18 protein-coding genes are annotated in these 16,844 nt (G+C 51.7%); all 18 read right to left on the bottom strand.

Annotation, left to right across the window (positions count from 1 at the left end; genetic code table 11):
* Positions 1-18: 18 nt before the first annotated feature.
* Positions 19-1,572 carry an anthranilate synthase component I gene (gene trpE / locus M1D70_RS11335; protein ID WP_009595247.1) on the bottom strand — a complete coding sequence of 518 codons (1,554 nt, stop codon included), beginning with the start codon at positions 1,570-1,572 and terminating at the stop codon, positions 19-21.
* A gap of 348 nt (positions 1,573-1,920) precedes the next feature.
* A complete protein-coding gene (gene aroH, locus M1D70_RS11330; protein WP_009595253.1) occupies positions 1,921-2,295 on the bottom strand; it encodes a chorismate mutase in 375 nt (124 codons plus the stop codon).
* 2 nt (positions 2,296-2,297) lie between these two features.
* Positions 2,298-3,392, bottom strand: a complete 1,095-nt coding sequence (aroB, locus tag M1D70_RS11325; protein WP_009595250.1) for a 3-dehydroquinate synthase — start codon at positions 3,390-3,392, stop codon at positions 2,298-2,300.
* A 1-nt stretch (position 3,393) separates the two neighbouring features.
* Positions 3,394-4,563 (bottom strand): chorismate synthase, encoded by a 1,170-nt coding sequence (gene aroC / locus M1D70_RS11320; protein ID WP_456289882.1) that lies wholly within the window; start codon positions 4,561-4,563, stop codon positions 3,394-3,396.
* Positions 4,564-4,731: 168 nt separating this feature from the next.
* The gene (locus tag M1D70_RS11315) at positions 4,732-5,535 is read right to left on the bottom strand and encodes a CheR family methyltransferase (RefSeq protein ID WP_456289881.1); all 804 of its coding nucleotides are present in this window, start codon (positions 5,533-5,535) and stop codon (positions 4,732-4,734) included.
* Between the two features lie 42 nt (positions 5,536-5,577).
* Positions 5,578-6,021 (bottom strand): nucleoside-diphosphate kinase, encoded by a 444-nt coding sequence (gene ndk, locus M1D70_RS11310; RefSeq protein WP_009595207.1) that lies wholly within the window; start codon positions 6,019-6,021, stop codon positions 5,578-5,580.
* Positions 6,022-6,140: 119 nt separating this feature from the next.
* Positions 6,141-7,115, bottom strand: a complete 975-nt coding sequence (locus tag M1D70_RS11305) for a polyprenyl synthetase family protein (protein ID WP_009595187.1) — start codon at positions 7,113-7,115, stop codon at positions 6,141-6,143.
* 156 nt (positions 7,116-7,271) lie between these two features.
* Entirely contained in the window at positions 7,272-7,874 is a 603-nt protein-coding gene (locus tag M1D70_RS11300; protein WP_015734528.1) for a UbiX family flavin prenyltransferase, read from the bottom strand.
* On the bottom strand, positions 7,874-8,746 hold the full coding sequence (locus M1D70_RS11295) for a UbiA-like polyprenyltransferase (RefSeq protein ID WP_009595147.1): 873 nt from the start codon (positions 8,744-8,746) through the stop codon (positions 7,874-7,876). The genes M1D70_RS11300 and M1D70_RS11295 overlap by 1 nt, the downstream gene beginning before the upstream one ends.
* Positions 8,739-9,497 (bottom strand): demethylmenaquinone methyltransferase, encoded by a 759-nt coding sequence (locus M1D70_RS11290; protein WP_009595260.1) that lies wholly within the window; start codon positions 9,495-9,497, stop codon positions 8,739-8,741. Before M1D70_RS11290 ends, M1D70_RS11295 begins: the two co-directional genes overlap by 8 nt.
* A gap of 9 nt (positions 9,498-9,506) precedes the next feature.
* Positions 9,507-10,367, bottom strand: a complete 861-nt coding sequence (locus tag M1D70_RS11285) for a heptaprenyl diphosphate synthase component 1 (RefSeq protein ID WP_456289880.1) — start codon at positions 10,365-10,367, stop codon at positions 9,507-9,509.
* Positions 10,368-10,470: 103 nt separating this feature from the next.
* Positions 10,471-11,022, bottom strand: a complete 552-nt coding sequence (locus M1D70_RS11280) for a hypothetical protein (protein ID WP_456289879.1) — start codon at positions 11,020-11,022, stop codon at positions 10,471-10,473.
* A 112-nt stretch (positions 11,023-11,134) separates the two neighbouring features.
* Positions 11,135-12,097, bottom strand: a complete 963-nt coding sequence (locus M1D70_RS11275; RefSeq protein WP_456289878.1) for a 1,4-dihydroxy-2-naphthoate polyprenyltransferase — start codon at positions 12,095-12,097, stop codon at positions 11,135-11,137.
* Positions 12,098-12,218: 121 nt separating this feature from the next.
* A complete protein-coding gene (locus M1D70_RS11270; protein ID WP_009595236.1) occupies positions 12,219-12,812 on the bottom strand; it encodes a DoxX family membrane protein in 594 nt (197 codons plus the stop codon).
* A gap of 161 nt (positions 12,813-12,973) precedes the next feature.
* Complete coding sequence (mtrB, locus tag M1D70_RS11265) at positions 12,974-13,198, bottom strand: trp RNA-binding attenuation protein MtrB (protein ID WP_009595134.1); 225 nt, start codon at positions 13,196-13,198, stop codon at positions 12,974-12,976.
* Between the two features lie 85 nt (positions 13,199-13,283).
* Entirely contained in the window at positions 13,284-13,556 is a 273-nt protein-coding gene (locus M1D70_RS11260) for an HU family DNA-binding protein (protein WP_006209463.1), read from the bottom strand.
* Positions 13,557-13,815: 259 nt separating this feature from the next.
* On the bottom strand, positions 13,816-15,294 hold the full coding sequence (gene spoIVA, locus M1D70_RS11255; protein ID WP_456289877.1) for a stage IV sporulation protein A: 1,479 nt from the start codon (positions 15,292-15,294) through the stop codon (positions 13,816-13,818).
* A gap of 606 nt (positions 15,295-15,900) precedes the next feature.
* Positions 15,901-16,653 carry a hypothetical protein gene (locus M1D70_RS11250; RefSeq protein WP_009595110.1) on the bottom strand — a complete coding sequence of 251 codons (753 nt, stop codon included), beginning with the start codon at positions 16,651-16,653 and terminating at the stop codon, positions 15,901-15,903.
* Positions 16,654-16,844 lie beyond the last annotated feature (191 nt).

Below are 16,844 nucleotides of genomic sequence, written 5' to 3'. Positions count from 1 at the left end.
ACGATCTCCTCCTTCATGTTAAGGTGTATATTGATACAGATAATCCTGATTGATTAAGTCGTTGGCCCCCGTGCTGGACGGAAACATCGCTTCCGCGACGCGGATCGCCTTCAGCATCCCTTTGGCTTTATTAATGGTTTCCTCATACTCCTTCTCGGGAACCGAGTCCCATACGATTCCGGCCCCTGCCTGAACATAAGCTTTGCCCTGGCGAAAAATGATCGTGCGGATCGTAATGCAGGAATCCATATTGCCTCCAAAGCCCAGATAACCGATGGCCCCGGCATATGCGCCTCTCGCTTCCCGCTCCAATTCGGCAATGATCTCCATTGCCCGCAGTTTCGGAGCTCCGGATACCGTTCCTGCTGGCAAACAGGACAGAAAAGCATCAAAGAAATCCTTATTCTCGCTCAGCTGGCCGGATACGCTGGATACCATATGCATCACGTGGGAGTATTTTTCAATCTCCATGAACGTATCGCATTTCACCGTGCCGAACTCCGATACGCGGCCCAGGTCGTTGCGGCCGAGATCCACCAGCATCAAATGCTCCGCGCGTTCCTTCTCGTCCTGCAGCAGATCATCCGCCAGCGCCTGATCTTCGGCTTCGTCGCTGCCCCTCGGCCTTGTCCCCGCGATCGGTCTTGTTTCCAGCCTTCGTCCTTCCACCTTCACCAAGGCTTCAGGAGACGTCCCCACGATAATGTCGTCGTCCATTTTGAGGTAATACATGTACGGCGAAGGATTCAGCGTTCTCAGCACCCGGTAGACGTGAAGCGGCGATACATCGGTTTCGATATGGAAGCGCTGGGACAAGACAACTTGAAAAATGTCGCCTGCACGAATATATTCCTTCGCTTGCTCCACATTGGAGAGATACTTCTCTTTGGTCATGTTGGATTTAATATCGCCCATGTCGACATCGGCCGGAATGCCTCTGGAGTTTACGTTCTCCCGCGGCCCCTGATCCTGAAGCTGTTCGGCCGCCGCTTCCAGGGTACGGCATACATCCATATAGCTCTGACGGATGGTGTCGTCCGAATCTCCAGGTTTCACGTGCACGTTCCCGACCAGCATGATCTGCTGCTTCACGTGGTCGAAGACAATGACTTGATCGCAAAACATGAACCGGATATCATCCATCCCGAGATCATCCATCGCGTGTGCAGGCAGCTTCTCGTAATATTGAAGCAGATCATATCCGAAAAATCCGATGGCCCCTCCGGTAAAAGGAGGCATCTCCTTCAGCTGCGGGCTGCGGTACGTACGCAGCAGCGCTTTAAGCTCCTCGACGGGCTTGCCTTCCAGCAAGGAACGCTCCCCGTTCTTTTCAATCTCAATCTTGCCTTTTTTACCCGTTATCATTAAGAAGGGGTCTGTTCCGATGAACGAATACCGTGCCCACTGTACGCCGCCCTCAACGCTCTCTAGTAAAAATGCCCGTTTCCGCTCCGCATACCGCTGAAAAATGCGAATCGGGGTTTCCATATCGGCTAACAGTCTGATCGCTACCGGAATCAGGTTGTATTCACCTGCCATTGCCACCACTTGCTCCATTGATGGATTCGCCATGTCAATCCCTCCTTAATGAATGTATACAACAAAAAAACCTCTACCGAAGTAGAGGTTAACGTTCAGAAGAAGTCTATGAAAAAAGAGCGCGGTCAAAGGACATTCAACCCGTTCATCGACAACCTACAGCGCTGAATTTCCATGGAACGGAAACAAGAAATAGACCTGTATCCGTACGAACATGCCGTAAGATTCATCATGAAATCAAGTGTATCCTAAAACCTGATGATGTTACTCCCTAAAATGCCTCAGCTCTTCTCAACTCATCTGTAAAACCTAACTCTACTCAGCTATTCTGATATCACTATACAGGATAATGCCGTGTTACCGCAACCCTAAATTTCAACATCAAGCGTTTGAGCCCGATAAATCCGGACGCAGCCGCTTGGCTTCGTTCAAATACACATGCTTGATCTCGCTCTGGCTTTTGTCCGTATTGACCTGCACCATAAACCGGATGCAGCGCGGCAAACTGCCCTGAACGGGGATTTCAACCGAACACATCAAAGGGACGAGATCCCAGCCCTCCAGCTGGCGTATCGCCTTGGCCGGGAACGTTGCATCCAAATCCTGCGTCATCGTAATCCATATGTTGCTGATATATTCAGGCTGCAGCTCGTTGCGTCTCACCATCTCTTCCAGCAGTCGCAGCGTCTCCTGTACGATCTCCTGCTCATCGTTGCGGGTGACGGTTGTCGCCCCCCGGATTCCCCGATTCATCATGACTATCCCTCTCCCTTCAACTGTTCGACCACGGATCGAACAGCTTCTACCGGTACATCCTTAACGATGCTGACGGAACCGATGGATTCCGGTACGATAAATACCATTTGCCCCTCGGCGAACTTCTTATCATGCTGCATGGCATCCATGATGCGATCGACCGAGACGTCATCCGGCAAGATTACCGGCAGATTCACCGCCTTCAGCATGCTCACCGTCTCTTTGTGCAGACCCGCGGGTCTGCCAAGCTTCTCAGCAAGTCGGGCCGATCCCGCCATGCCGATTGCAATCGCCTCGCCGTGCAAGAATCGGCCGTAACCGCCAACGGCTTCGATGGCATGGCCAATGGTATGCCCCAGATTAAGAATGGCGCGCAAGCCGCCTTCCCGCTCATCCTGGGATACCACGTCCGCCTTGATCGCGCAGCCGCGCTCCAAGCCGTAGATCAAAGCTTCCGGCTCCAGGCTCTGCAGCTTAGAGCCGTTCTCACGGCACCAGTAGGCAAAATCCCGGTCCAGGATCAAGCCATGCTTCACCATTTCCGCAAGGCCAGAAGACACCTCGCGCGCCGGCAGCGACATCAGCGTATTCACGTCATAAACCACCATGACGGGCTGATGAAAAGCGCCAATCATATTTTTGGCCAGAGGATGGTTCACCGCCACTTTGCCGCCTACGCTGCTGTCATGGGCAAGGATCGTGGTCGGGATCTGAACAAACGTCACGCCGCGCATGTATGTCGCCGCGACGAATCCGGCCAAATCGCCCACAACGCCTCCACCCAGCGCGAAGACTGCCGAGCTGCGGTCCAGCTTGCCGTTGATGGCCGTGGTCATAACCTCTTCATAGACCTGTAGGGATTTGGAGGACTCGCCGGAAGGGACGATATGGGAAATGACCGTGTACCCTTCCGATTTCAGCTGCTCCTCCACTTGCGCCAAATAGTGAGGCGCCACTTGATCATCCGTTACGATCAGATGCGGGCTCTTGCGTGTTATGCCATGCTTCGCGCTCAGCTCGCCGAGGGTATTCAGAATCCCCGCACCGATATAAATCGGATAGGAACGCTCTCCCAGTTCCACATGTAATGTCCTCATATCAGTAGTTCTCCAGCTGTTTCAGGTAGTTTTGGTAATTCGTATGGATTTCCTCCATCGAATCGCCGCCGAACTTCTCAAGGAACGCCTTCGCTACCTCCCAGGTCACAACGTGCTCCATCACGACGCTGGCTGCCGGAACCGCACAAGCATCCGAGCGTTCAACCTGAGCCGTAAAGGCTTCCTTCGTGTCGATATCCACGCTTTGAAGCGGCTTGTACAGCGTCGGAATCGGCTTCATGACGCCGCGCACGACGATCGGCATGCCGTTGGTCATTCCGCCCTCGAAACCTCCCAAGCGGTTGGTCGCACGGTGGTATCCGCGTTCCTCGCTGTACATAATCTCGTCATGCACCTGGGAGCCGCGCAGCTCGCCTGCTTCGAATCCGATGCCGACCTCAACGCCCTTAAAGGCGTTAATCGACATCACGCCCTGCGCGATGCGTCCATCCAGCTTGCGGTCATATTGGACATGGCTGCCCAATCCGACCGGCAATCCTTCGATGATGCATTCCACGATGCCGCCGATGGAGTCGCCTTCTTTTTTGATCTCGTCTATGTAGGCTTCCATCTTCTTCTCGGTCTCTTCGTCCACCACGCGAACCGAAGAAGCTTCCGTACGCTTGATCAGCTCATCGATCGAAAGATGGTGCGGGGGAGCCTCGATTTCGCCGATCCGGATGACCTGGCCAGCCACTTTGACGCCAAACTGCGCCAGGAATTGTCTTGCGATAGCGCCAACGGCAACGCGGACCGTGGTTTCACGGGCACTGGAGCGTTCCAGCACGTTACGCAGATCCTTCAGGTTGTACTTCAATCCGCCGTTCAGGTCGGCATGACCCGGTCTTGGACGATGTACCCGTCTCTTCGCCTCGTCGTTGCCCTCTATCGGCTCCACGTTCATAATGTTCTGCCAATGCTTCCAATCGTTATTCTGGACGACCAGCGCGAGCGGCGCACCGGTTGTATAACCGTGACGCACACCGCCAAGGATTTGCGCGGTATCCTTCTCGATCTGCATGCGGCGTCCCCGGCCGTAGCCCTTCTGTCTACGATGGAGCTGAAAGTTCAGTGCGTCGAAATCAAGCTCCAAGTTGCTTGGAAGCCCTTCGATTATAGTTGTCAGCTGAGGCCCGTGCGTCTCCCCAGCGGTTAAAAACCGTAAGCTCATGATGCTTTTCCCCCTTTAGGCTTTTAAGCGTTAAACCGCTAAACTCCGCGAACATCTTCTGCTCATTATAGTATAGGTCTAACGCTTTGACAAGAATGTCGACAAACGAGCAAAAGCGCCTCTCATCCTGCGGATTGAAAAGCGCTTTATGCGTTAAGACTGCCGTCTCTATTGAATTTTACGGTAGAAAAAGGTCTCGTTGCTTTCCAGGCCGTACTGTCCCGGATTAAAGATCTGTTCGGTGCTGCCCACAAACAGAAATCCGCCCGGTTTCAGGCTCGCGGCAAATTTCTGATACAGCTTGTGCTTGGCCCCTTCCGTGAAATAAATCATCACGTTCCGGCAGACTATCAGATCATGCCCGGCTTCGAACCGGTCCGTGAGCAGATTCTGCTTGTGGAAGGAGACCTCCTTCTTCAAGTTCTCGCTGAATCGATACAGCGAGCCCTCTTCCTTAAAATAGCGGGCGGCTACTCCGGAAGGGACGTCCTTGAGTGACCTCTCGACATACAGACCTTCCTTCGCTTTATGTAACGCACCGTCATCGATATCGGTCGCCATGATGCGCGCCCGGCCCAGCATGTTTTGTTCCGCCAGGATCATGGCAAGCGTATAGGGCTCTTCGCCGGTCGAGCAGGCAGCGCTCCAAACCTTCAACACCCCGGGATTCTGCTTGGCCAGCTCCGGCAATATTTTGTCCCGGAGCACTTCCCACCGGTTCGGGTTGCGCCAAAACTCCGAGACGTTAATTGTCATCCGGTCCAAAAACTCATGAAAGAGCGGCTTGTCCTTCATCATCGCATCGTAAAAGGCCGAAAAGGTTTCAAACCCCTTCTTCATGCGCAGCGTCGTCAGCCTTCGCTTCATCTGCGCTTCCTTGTAATCGGCCAGGTTGATCCCCGTGCTTCGCTCGATGCTGCGAACAAAGCCGATATAATCGGGATCCTCCAGTACTGGTTCATGTTTCGTCATCGTATCATCCTGTTAATCAGATTATTCCGCTTCCCGCTTCGCTTACAGCCAAGGGGACAGCGTCTTGTTGTACTCAACCAATTCCCGATCATCAAAAAAATTGGCGATCTCGCGCTGCGCGCTTTCAGGCGAATCCGATCCGTGAATCAGATTATGCGGCGTATGAGCTGAAAAATCCCCGCGTATCGTACCTGGCAGCGCATCCTTCACATTCGTTTTGCCGATGACCTGGCGAGACAAAGCGATGATGTCGTCACCTTCCCAAACCATCGCAAACACCGGTCCTGACGTGATGAACCCTACCAGGTTATCGAAAAAATCCTTGCCTTCATGTTCCGCATAATGGCGCTTGGCCAGCTCGTCCGAAATCTGCATAAACTTGCCCGCAACCAGCTTGAATCCTTTATCCTCCAAACGGCCGACGATTCGGCCGATCAGCCCACGCTGCACACCATCGGGTTTAATCATCAAAAAAGTACGTTCCATAGGCCTCATCACGCTTCCCCTCATCCTAGGTAATTGAACAATTGAACCTTCATTCCATGCTCAAGTGATGTTACATGTTTGTACCCGTATTTTAACAGAAAGCAACCTCTTGGGTAAGGCTAATATGACCGCTTTGTAATAAAATTTGCGATATCTCTAAGCTGTTTTTTGGTCTTGATGTCAGGCAGCGTATCCAATGCAGCCAATGCTTTACCTATATACCGATCAGCCAGCGCCTCGGATCTCGATATGCCTTCGCTTGAGGTTACAAGCTTTACGGCGCCCGACACATCGCACTGGCCATTTAGTGCATGAATCCGTTCCAGCTCCTGCAGCAGCGGTTCTCTCCGCTGGCTGTCCTCGAGAGCAAAAATGACGGGCAGCGTAATGTTTCCCTGTCTCATATCGCTCCCCGGGGGCTTGCCAATCTGCTTCTCCGTCCCGCACAGATCCAGGAGATCGTCCTGAATCTGAAATGCCATGCCGACGTTATATCCGAATCGATACAGGCTGTTGGCCACCTTGCGGTCCGCATCCGCAGCCAACGCGCCGAGCTGGCAGCTGACGGCAATCAGGAGCGACGTCTTGCGGCGAATGCGGAGAAGATATCTTCTGACGTCCTGTTCGGTATTAAAGAAATCACGAATCTGCTCCATTTCGCCAATGGACATCTCAACCATGGCCTTGGCCAGAATCTGATGAATTTCAGGCTGTTTCAGGTGAGTCGTCAACTGGAGTGCCTTACCATAAATATAATCGCCGGTATACATGGCGATCCGGTTGTCCCACTTGGCCTTCACCGTGGGTTTGCCGCGCCGCGTGTCCGCATCGTCAATCACGTCGTCATGAACGAGGGAAGCGCTGTGGATCAGCTCCAGCGGCACGGCCACATGCTTCAGCTTATCAATGTCATAGTCGCCGAATTTGCCGCCCATCAGGACAAAAACGGGACGGAGGCGCTTGCCGCCTGCTCTAAGCAGATGCAGGGAAGTCTCTGTCAGCTCGGGACTGTCGCCTTCGACGCTGAGATAGAGCTCCCTTTCGATAACGTCCATATCTTTTTTTAATGTTCCGAATATGTCAAATCGTTTCATCTCTTCACCCGTATGCTTAGATTCTCATTCCATAACTCCGGCGCTACCTTGCGATTTCAGCAGGCCAAGCTCTGATGCGAACTTGAAATATAAGCGTAACCCTTCCTGTTGTCGTTCATCAAATCGCAGCACAGGTTAATGCCTGAACCATTGTTGCTAGTCACCCCATCTGGTGTACAATTCATGTTCGATGCGTAAGCTGTCCAATACCTTGCCGACCAAAAAATGGACGATATCATCAATCGTTTTCGGTCCGTGATAGAAGGCTGGCATCGCCGGAATGATTTTGACCCCAAGCTTGGCCAGCGTCAGCATGTTCTCCAGGTGAATGGCATGCAGCGGCGTTTCTCTCGGGACAAGCACCAGGGGACGGCCCTCCTTCATCATGACGTCGGCGGCGCGGCCCATCAGGTTATCGGAAGATCCGTGTGCCACCGAGGATAACGTGCCCATCGAGCATGGCATGATAATCATGCCTTCCACCAGGTAAGAGCCGCTGGCAATCGTAGCTCCGATGTCGGAGATCGGATGGTATATCACGTTCCCCTCGAAACCGCCGAATTTCTCGGCCAGCACTTCCTCACGGTTGCCCGCCTGAAAGCCCATTTCCTCCTTCAGCACGCGCCAGCCCGCATTAGAGATAATCAATTGCACATCGTAGCCCAGCGAGAGCAGGGTCTCCGTGAGACGAACCCCGTATATGCTGCCGCTGGCCCCCGTAATGCCGACAACCCAGCTCTTTCTGCGCATGGATTTCATCAGATGTAACGCACCACCAAATCAATGAGAGTGAATACGAACAGAATGATGCTCAGCGTACTGTTCATGGTAAAGAACGCGGTTTGCAGGCGGCTCATATCATTTGGCGACAAGATGTAGTGCTGATAGAACAAAATTCCGCAAGCGATCACCATGCCCGCCAAATACCACCAGCCCACCGGCGTCACAAAGAAAAGAACGATAAAACCGACAGCCGTAACGACGTGGAACCCGCGAGCGAACCAAAGCGCTTTGTGCAGGCCGAACCGGGAAGGAATCGAGTACAGCCTTTCTTTTGCATCAAACTTCTCGTCTTGGCAAGCATAAACGATATCAAATCCGCCCGTCCAAAACGCAAGCGCGATATAAAACACCATCGCCTTCCAGTCGATTTGACCGGTTACCGCAACCCATCCGCCCAGCGGGGCAAGCGCCGTTGTAAGGCCGAGCACCAGATGGCATAACCATGTGAACCGTTTGGTAAAGGAATAAATGATAAGCATGAAAATAGCGATAGGCAGCAAACGGAAAGCAAACGGGTCCAGCATGTAAGTAGCCCAGAAAAACACGGCGAAAGACAGAATAATAAATATGATGACCTCCAGCGGCTTCAGCAGGCCTGCCGGAATGGCGCGATTAGCCGTGCGGGGGTTCTTGGCATCGATATGTTGGTCGGTGAGCCGGTTGAGTCCGAAAGCTGCGCTTCGCGCACCGAACATGGCAAGAAAGATCCAGCCGATATCTCCCCAGGACGGTAATCGGTCAAACACGACGGCCGATCCTAGAATCGCCCCCATAAAAGCGAAAGGCAGAGCAAACAGCGTATGCTCCACTTTAATCATTTCAAGATAAGTTCCTATTTTCTTAAACATCCAGATTCTCCTTGATCCCAATATGCAAGGCTGCTATGCCACCAGTCAAGGGAAAGGCCTGAACCTGTTGAAGTCCGGTCTGACGGAAAGCTTCGGCTAACTCCTCTCGTCCCGGGAACAAAGCCAGCGATTCGGGCAGCCATTTATACTGCTCATAACGCTTGGCTACCAGTTTCCCCATCCGAGGCAGCACTTGTTGGAAATAAAAATAATAAATGCCTTTGAACGGCTGCCAAGTCGGCTTGGACAGTTCGAGACATACCACCATCCCGCCGGGTTTAACCACGCGTTTCATCTCACGCAGAACCTGCATGTAATCCGGCACATTGCGAAGACCGAAACCGATCGTCGCGTAATCGAATTGGTTATCTTCGAACGGCAGGCTCATGGCGTTTCCCTGAACCAGCTCGATCTGTGGTTCGAGTCCATGCTTGGCAACCTTCTCCCGGCCGACGTTCAGCATCCCCTCACTGAAGTCGAGTCCGACTATGTGTCCGGATTCACTTGCCTGGGCCATGCTAATTGTCCAGTCGCAGGTTCCGCAGCATAGGTCGATGGCCGTATCGCCATGGCGCATGTTCATCTTTTTCATCGTATACTTGCGCCAGGCTTTATGTCTTCGAAAGCTGAGAATGTCGTTCATCAAGTCGTATTTGCCCGATATGCTTTCGAAGACGGAATGGACATATTGCTCTTTCGGATTTTTGCCGTCATGCTTGATTGCGTCTAACTTGGTTGTTTGATTATCCACTGCATCCCCCTACCCTTCACTTACGACGGACCGATATGTGTTAAGCCGTTTCAGAAACGGGTCCAGCATACCGGCGTACGGGCTCTCACCCACGCGGCCTCCCAGCAGCTGCTGTACGGCGCTGACGGATTCCCGGAGCTTGTCCAGCAGCTTCTCCGAAGCCTTATGCTTCAGAATCAGCTTCCGCCAATCCTTCATATCCGTTTTTCTGCCCACCAGCATTTTCCGTTCCTCGTCGCTCCCCGACTCGATCAGATGCCAGTACGCGTAGCCGCATCTGCCGATGTCAGGCGTCGCACAGCGTTCCATCTCCTGCACAAGCGTTTCACATTCCGTAATTTCCTTGAGCAGCTTCTCCCATGTTTCTTGCACGGACACCTCAAGCAGCGGAGTAAAAGAAAGAAACAGCTGCATATTCAGCTGTACCGTTAGCTGTAGATATTCTTCAGAAGGCAGCAGGTTTTTTTTCATTTTGCCGTATAATCTCATCTTCATCACGTTCACTTCGCTAACCGCTTTGCTCAGAAGCGAGATGACGGCAATTTCGCCCTTAAGGGCCAGGAGCTGATAAAAACGGCTGCTGAAGTAATCCCCTGCGAGCACTTTCAGCTGCCGGGAGCGCATCATTGCCTCTCCTTGATTGCCTTCCGTAACGTCGATGCTTTCATGCGTATCGAGTCCCACCTGAACCAGTGAGGTAACCAGCGCGTACAATTCTTCGTGTCCGGCAATATTCCGTCCCGAATCCATTAAAAATATGTATAACAAATGAACACGGGCATCCGGAAAACCCGGAAGTTCCGTGTGGTTCTGAATCATATCATAGTTTATATATTTCTCTGCCAGTTCTGGTACGCGATACGGTTTCATTCTCAGCCTCCGTGCACTTGATGTTCTTTTGTCCAATTGAGCCCACAATCCAATCTATTATAACACATGTTCAGGGCACGTACATGCCCTGTCATCTACTATTTTACCCCTTTCCAGGGCCGCTGAACTGCTTTGGCCAAAGATTCGTAAAGGTCAGGTTCAGCGCAGCAGCGACGGAAGGCGGCACATCCTCGTTCTCCAGCTGGGTTAGGACTTCCGCATAGCGTGAATCCCATGCTTCCCTGTTCATATTCGAGGCCAGCAGCATATACCGTTTTCCTCCCCAGCGATCGATGGCAACCACCCTGAGATACAGCTGCCTCACATTATCCGTGCCTTCGAACGAATAGGACATAATGCTCGCGATGTCCTCGTAAACCTCGGAGGCCGTTTCCGTGGCATCGCTCAATTTGATATCCAGCGTCAAAGCGCCTTCTTCATAGTCCGCCCGGCTTATCTGAAGATTTAGAGGTAGACTCATCAGGGAATCCACTAAGCCGGCATCGCTTAACTCGCGGCTGTGGTATGGTACCGCCGCGGGCACAGCACCGACCTTATAACGAGCTTGCGAGTGGAACCCCATCAACAGGCCAAGCAGGATGAATGCAATCGCCGCAGGCAAGAGTACCGCTTGTACGGATTGCCAATGCTTCATGACCGAAACCTCCTCTGTTCCTAGTTTCTTCCGCTCCTCTGAAGTCCATACCTCATTGTATAAAGAAAAAAAGCAGGCTATGCCTGCTTCTGGTAAAACGAACGGGATTCGGTTAGAAGAGCGAAAGCGAGGTCAACGTCACGGCCACAGCCAGCGCCGCGATCCTGGCCAAATTCATGACCACGAAATTTTGCACCGCGATCACGAAGGTTTTCTCTTTGGATGGATGTGCGGTGAATGCGGCTCCTTTTTTATATACCGGGACAATGGTGACGAACACCAGCAGAACCAGCACAGGGTGCACCTTCATCAGAAGAAGAGCCGCCAAGTCCAGATAAGCAAGGCAGTACAGAAGCCGGAACAGTCTCAGCGAATGCTTGAATCCGATATATACCGGCAGCGTATACCGTCTGTTCTCCAAATCCTCATCCATGTCGCAGATGTTATTGGCCAGCATGATGTTGGCAATCCCGAGAATGGCTGGCAACGATACGACCAGCAGCAGCAGCACCTCGGGAAGGTTCACCTGAAGGGAGAGGACGCTCCCTTGAATATCCATAACCGCCAGATGGCTGCCCTCAGCATGGATCCAAGCCGAGATGAAGATAATGACAAACCCCATGAACAATCCGGAGAACAGCTCGCCTAGCGGCATCCGCGAAATCGGAATCGGTCCGAACGAATATAATATCCCTACGGCGAAGGACAATCCGCCAAGCAGCAGAATTAACCAGCCCGTGGACAGGAACAGCGCTATGCCGGATCCGACGGCCGTCAGCAGCAGCAGAGCGATGACGGACACAACCGCCGGCTCTTTCAGGTTATAACGTACGATGGCATTATGCTGCTCGTAACCGAAGCCGTTCTTTTTAATCGCTTTTTTGTAATCGTAATAATTATTGATCGCCGTTGTTGCCATATCAAACGACAGCAATGATGCGAGCATCAGGGCAAAATGATACCCATTGAACTGCTGAAAACGAAACAGCGCATACAAGGTTCCGAACAGGAACGGGATCATGCTGGCAACCTTCGTCTGAATTTCCACCAGTTTAAAAAAAGCACGGATTCCCATGACCATCATCCTTTATCCATATTGATCTGATTTCAGATTAAAGGATTTCTTGGCCGCGGTCTGTTCGAATTGTACTTGACAAACGCGTGATGAAAGTGACGAATGTTACTTTTGGGCAGGATCAAACTTGTTCCGGAATATCCCTATCCTTGCGCTTGCGGCTCCAAGGCGTACCCAGCAGCGGCAGCGCCCAGCGGTCCAAGCCGTACCAGCCCGCGACTTTCCAGGCCAGCACCAGCCATGTCGCCAATATAAACAACAACGGATTGGAGCTTACCGTGCCCGCGAATAAAAAGCTGGCATTCATTAACCCGCCGAAAAACGCGGCAATACCGGTCAGCAGTCCCAAAATCAGCCCGAGTCCTACCAGTACCTCGCCGAAGGCCACCATATAGGCAAACAGCTTGGCATTGGGAAGCACGAACCCTTCAAGGAAAGAAGCATACCATCCGGTGACGTCCTTTCCTTCTTCCGCCTTTGCCAGCGCGCCGCCGACAAAGCCCTTAATGGCCGCTCCGGCTTCGCTTCCCGTCCAGGCTTCGGCTGTCAGCTTTTTCAAGCCCGACGTTAACCACGCGTAACCGAGATACAGCCTTACCAGCAGCCATATCCACGCCGAGCGCGTACTGTTGAACAAAAACATGGATACCGGATTTTCAGGGACCACAATATACTGTCCGTCTCTGTATTGTTTCGCCATGATTTCTTCAATCATCCTTTCGTATTTTTATTCATTCCATTCCCGCTAGTATATCCATTGTTCGACAAAGCGGCAAGTGCCTTTAACAATTTGTTAACACACATTCCGCGCGAATAAACACGAAATACAAAAAAGCCCCACCAAAATGGCGGGGCTATTTCATATGATGATTTTCCTCAGATGCCGGATTCGATCTTCCCGTGTTTGGTCATGATCTCGGCTTTGCCGCGTATTTTCACCGCGGACGTATGATCCGTGAACTGGGCGATGATGACTTCGCCTTTGTCCAGCTTCTCGGTATGATGAAAGCGGGTATCCTGACCGCGGGTAAGACCGATTACCTGCACGCCATGGTCCAGCGCTTTGACAATAAAATAATCGCCGTTCTGAACGTTCTCCATTTTCCAGGCCTCCTCGCCGTAAGCCTAAAAGAAAAGGCCGTGAACGAATTCACGACCTGTGCTCTTAGGTAATATGTAGAAATCTTTATTTGATTCCGTCTTTGAGCGCTTTACCAGGTTTAAATGCAGGAATTTTGCTCGCAGGGATTTCGATTTCTTCACCTGTTTGCGGGTTGCGGCCTTTCCGTGCGGAACGCTCGCGAACCTCGAAGTTGCCAAAACCGACCAGTTGTACCTTGTCTCCACTTTGCAATGCTTCGGAGATTGCATCGAAAACGGCATCAACCGCTTTAGTTGCATCTTTCTTGGAAAGCTCAGTAGATTCAGCTACTTGTGTAATCAGATCCGATTTATTCATTCTTTCACCTCCCTAACAAGGAATGTGCTCCACTTGCTATTCACTGTTTCCGTTTTACCGCAAATTATACGTGCAATCGGGTATTTTACCCCTATCTCGCGTTTAGAATGCATGACGCGGAACAAATTTATAGTAATACAGCCATCTCATAATTTCAAGCGTTTTGCTTTGCTGGGCCAAAGAAAACATGAAAAACAGCCGCTAATCGGGACTTTTGACCCGTTAGCGACTGCATTTTCAACACCTTTCCGGCGCCCACTTAAAGAATGATTGCGATCAAACCGCCGGAGCCTTCGTTAATGATGCGACCCAAGGTTTCCTGCAATTTGTATCTGGCATTGTCTGGCATCATCGCGATTTTTCCTTGGATTCCTTCACGGACGATCGAGTGCAGCGAGCGTCCGAATATGTCGGATTCCCAAATTTTGATCGGATCGTTCTCGAAGTCCTGCATCAGGTAGCGCACAAGCTCCTCGCTCTGCTTCTCCGTGCCGATGATCGGCGAGAACTCGGATTCTACGTCCACCCGAATCATATGAATGGATGGCGCGGTCGCTTTCAATCTTACCCCGAAGCGGGTGCCTTGGCGGATGAGCTCAGGCTCATCAAGCGCCATCTCGGCCAGGGAAGGAGCGGCGATGCCGTACCCCGTCGTTTTGACCATCTCAAGCGCTTCGGCGAAGCGATCGTATTCCCGTTTGGCATGGGAGAACTCCTGCATCAGCTGCAGCAGATGATCCTTGCCTCGGATCTCGACACCCACGACCTCCATCAAGATCCGGTCATACAGTTCGTCAGGCGCGAAGAGATCGATCTCGGCAACGCCCTGACCCATATTCATGCCGCTGAGTCCGGCGTGGTTGATGAAATCATATTCCATGAACTGGCTAACCACACGATCCACGTCACGCAGACGGCGGATATCTTTCACGGTATCTCTCACCGAGTTTTCATAGTTGCTGCGGAGCCAGTGGTTCTCGTTAAGCACCATAACCCAGCTAGGCAGATTGACATTCACTTCATGCACCGGGAACTCATACAATACCTCACGAAGCACACCGGTCACATCATCGTCGGTCATGGTAGCCGCACTCAGCGTCATGACCGGAATGTCGTATTTCTCTGCCAGCTCATTGCGCAGCTGAAGGGCTTCTTCGCTGCGGGGACGCGTGGAGTTAATGACAACGACAAACGGCTTGCCGACTTCCTTCAGTTCCTCGATGACGCGCTCCTCGGCCTCAACATAAGAGCTTCGCGGGATCTCCGCAATGCTTCCGTCCGTCGTGACAACGACGCCAAGCGTGGAGTGCTCCTGAATGACTTTGCGGGTTCCGATTTCGGCCGCTTCCTGGAACGGAATCGGCTCTTCGAACCATGGCGTCGAGATCATTCTCGGGCCATTCTCGTCCTCGTAACCCTTAGCACCTTCAACGGCATAACCAACACAATCGACCAATCTTACGTTGACCTCAAGGCCATCCGTAACCTTGATTTGTACCGCGTTGTTCGGCACGAATTTCGGCTCGGTCGTCATGATCGTTTTCCCTGCAGCACTTTGAGGCAGCTCATCGACAGCTCTTGCCCGATCCGCCTCGTTCGTAATGTTCGGGAGAACAACCGTCTCCATAAACCGCTTGATGAACGTTGATTTTCCCGTACGGACGGCACCGACAACACCTAAGTAAATGTCCCCTCCGGTCCGTTCGGCAATGTCCTTAAAAATGTCCACTTTTTCCAAAAGAGATCCCCTCCTCAAATTACTCCGAAGGAAAAATGCTTTAAGAGCATCCGCTTCGTGTTCCACTCATAGCCAAAGCCATTGCAACAGATGAGCAGCCTTTACAATGTCGCCAGCATCCCGCCGCCGGTATTCCATGAGTTTGGATGGAAACGGCAAAGCGGCGTAACTCGTACATGCATTTGGACTAGTAACATCATATGTACCGGGTTCAAAAATATGACGGTTGCCCCTTAAAGTCCGTCCAGTTTTTTTTAAGATATCGAATATGCCTGCAGCTGCCAGACACGCAATCGAATACCGTAAGAAAAACCACCGCTCGGGGCACGGTCTGTCTTCGCGCTGTCACGCCTTTCAGACGCTTTCTAGTGCCTCATGATGTGGGCAACCGGCTCTTGCCCGCACTACTCTTTCAGATTATGAATATGCGCGGACTTTACTAGATATTCCAAAGAGATTCAGCCCTATTCGAAAAAACGATCGAAGAAGAGACTCGAGGATAAAAAAGTAGACCCGCCTTATGGCTGCCATACCTCATTCTTCAGGCAGAAACCGGCAACCAGGCGGGACCAAAAAAAATACCCGCCGATATCGACGGGTACGGGTTTAGGATAGGGGCTGAGCCATAGGCTGCCCGTCCTTCCATGCATAGGGTACGGATTTTACGGGTACATAATAGGATTCCTTCTCCAGAAACACCCGTAAATCCTCTCCTTCTTTGGGCTCGGAGCCGTTTTTCTGGATAGCCTGCATAATATCAAAGGCATAATCGGCGTAAACGGTGCCCTCTTCATCCATCATAAAAGGCATTTCCTGGCCCGAGTATACACTCATTAACTTAAGGGATTTGGCCTCGGTTTTCGACAAATCCACCGCCGTATAACCCGGGTAGAGGGCTTCCCCTGCCGGAAGGGCGTTTTCATTCGCCATTTTGTACAGATTCACGGCTCGCTGAACGTCATTCACCTTCTGAGCCGTTGTTAAGTCCATGACCTTCACGGTGGGTTCGGTTTCCTCATTAATAATGAGAAAATAACCGCTGCCGCCTTTCTCGAAAGCCGTATCCGGAATTTGGTCGATATATCCTCGGCCCTTCAGCTGATCCAAATCGACCCGGTATTTCTCATACTTCGGAATTTCCGCGCCTGCCGTAATGATCGGCAGAATTCCTTGCTCTTGATAAAAATCGTCCACGGCCGACTGAATCCGTTTGACACTTTCCCTATAGGAAACCTTGTTCTCCTGCAGCTTCTCGTCAGGATATAGACAACCTGTCAGCAACATCGGAAACAGCACCAGGACTAAGACGGCAGACATCCGCTTCGTACGGCCAGCCGCTTGGGTCATCCAAGTGTTCATACTCAACTAACATCATCCTTCGCTTTAAGAGGTTGTTCAAAAAGTCCGATTTTGATAAGAAAACCAATCGAGGCAAATTCAAGGCTGAGCGAACGCGATTCAGAAGCAGGTTTTCTTGCGATATAGAATTTCATCAACTCCGTTAATAACTTATAAATCCTATATCTAACACGAAGTGAATCAAGAAGCCA

The organism is Paenibacillus sp. AK002 (assembly GCF_053903045.1).
The sequence above is the reverse complement of the archived record's forward strand: the minus strand, read 5'-3'. Positions and strand labels throughout refer to the sequence as shown.

Bases quoted from the DNA above. Each gene is read 5' to 3' on its own strand.
- M1D70_RS11275 (WP_456289878.1), bottom strand. From the start codon at position 12,097: ATGGGAATCCGTGCTTTTTTTAAACTGGTGGAAATTCAGACGAAGGTT.
- M1D70_RS11260 (WP_006209463.1), bottom strand. From the start codon at position 13,556: ATGAATAAATCGGATCTGATTACACAAGTAGCTGAATCTACTGAGCTT.
- trpE (WP_009595247.1), bottom strand. From the start codon at position 1,572: ATGGCGAATCCATCAATGGAGCAAGTGGTGGCAATGGCAGGTGAATAC.
- M1D70_RS11285 (WP_456289880.1), bottom strand. From the start codon at position 10,367: ATGAAACCGTATCGCGTACCAGAACTGGCAGAGAAATATATAAACTAT.
- aroC (WP_456289882.1), bottom strand. From the start codon at position 4,563: ATGAGCTTACGGTTTTTAACCGCTGGGGAGACGCACGGGCCTCAGCTG.
- mtrB (WP_009595134.1), bottom strand. From the start codon at position 13,198: ATGGAGAACGTTCAGAACGGCGATTATTTTATTGTCAAAGCGCTGGAC.
- M1D70_RS11295 (WP_009595147.1), bottom strand. From the start codon at position 8,746: ATGTTTAAGAAAATAGGAACTTATCTTGAAATGATTAAAGTGGAGCAT.
- ndk (WP_009595207.1), bottom strand. From the start codon at position 6,021: ATGGAACGTACTTTTTTGATGATTAAACCCGATGGTGTGCAGCGTGGG.
- M1D70_RS11300 (WP_015734528.1), bottom strand. From the start codon at position 7,874: ATGAAATCCATGCGCAGAAAGAGCTGGGTTGTCGGCATTACGGGGGCC.
- aroB (WP_009595250.1), bottom strand. From the start codon at position 3,392: ATGAGGACATTACATGTGGAACTGGGAGAGCGTTCCTATCCGATTTAT.
- M1D70_RS11280 (WP_456289879.1), bottom strand. From the start codon at position 11,022: ATGAAGCATTGGCAATCCGTACAAGCGGTACTCTTGCCTGCGGCGATT.
- M1D70_RS11305 (WP_009595187.1), bottom strand. From the start codon at position 7,115: ATGAAACGATTTGACATATTCGGAACATTAAAAAAAGATATGGACGTT.
- M1D70_RS11250 (WP_009595110.1), bottom strand. From the start codon at position 16,653: ATGAACACTTGGATGACCCAAGCGGCTGGCCGTACGAAGCGGATGTCT.
- M1D70_RS11315 (WP_456289881.1), bottom strand. From the start codon at position 5,535: ATGACGAAACATGAACCAGTACTGGAGGATCCCGATTATATCGGCTTT.
- aroH (WP_009595253.1), bottom strand. From the start codon at position 2,295: ATGATGAATCGGGGAATCCGGGGGGCGACAACCGTCACCCGCAACGAT.
- M1D70_RS11270 (WP_009595236.1), bottom strand. From the start codon at position 12,812: ATGATTGAAGAAATCATGGCGAAACAATACAGAGACGGACAGTATATT.